Source organism: Mycobacterium sp. (assembly GCF_008709575.1).
Classification (GTDB): domain Bacteria; phylum Actinomycetota; class Actinomycetes; order Mycobacteriales; family Mycobacteriaceae; genus Mycobacterium.
The window spans coordinates 1-722 of record NZ_VYIK01000309.1 but is presented as its reverse complement, the minus strand read 5'-3'; the positions used below and the strand labels follow the sequence as shown (position 1 = coordinate 722).

At 70.5% G+C, this 722-nt stretch carries 1 protein-coding gene; it reads right to left on the bottom strand.

The genetic code is table 11. The features are described 5' to 3' along the window. Positions 1 to 368: 368 nt before the first annotated feature. A partial coding sequence (locus tag F6Q13_RS18635) for a PLP-dependent transferase (protein WP_293059688.1) occupies positions 369 to 722 on the bottom strand: 354 nt, incomplete at its 5' end.

The window sequence follows — 722 nt, the reverse complement described above, 5'->3', positions numbered from 1 at the left end:
CTTTGTCACCGACGCCACCGGCGGCTACGACACCGCCCTGCTGCTGATCGCCGCCACCCTGGCCGGCACCGGACTCGGCGCCCTCGCCCTGGGCAGACAAGGCTTTTCCGGCGGGGCTTGCCGCAAGCCAGCGCAGCTCGGCGTCGATCCCGCGACGTGAACCAAACCCGCCGGGCACGCCCGCGGCAGGCATTCCGCAGCAGCATTGTGGCCGCGGCGCCGCCAAATTCAACGTTTGCGGCGCCCGGTGCCCATGCACGGCCGACCACCCCGGACCACCGGTAACTGACACCGCGAGGACGGCGACCAACGGCCACCCGCCGAGGCCGGCGGATGGCGTGATGCGTCCGGTCGGCCCGCACCTTCGCTCAGACGGTGTCGAGGGCTTGGGTGAGGTCGTTGATGAGGTCGTCGGCGTCTTCGAGCCCGACGGACAAGCGGATCATGCTGTCGGGGATGTTGCGCGCGGCGCGTTCGGCCGCCGAGAGCCCGTGGTGGGTGGTGGTGGTGATGGGTTGGGTGACGAGGCTTTCCACTCCGCCGAGGCTGGGCGCAATGGAGAACGGGCGCAGCCGGTCCACGACCGCCGTGGCCTGCTCAGCGGTGGCGTCGAGGACGACGCTGAGCATGCCGCCGTGTCCGCGCATCTGGGCGTCGACAATCTTTTTGGTGGCACCGCTGGCCAAACCCGGGTAGTTGACGTGGGCCACCCTGGGGTGGGC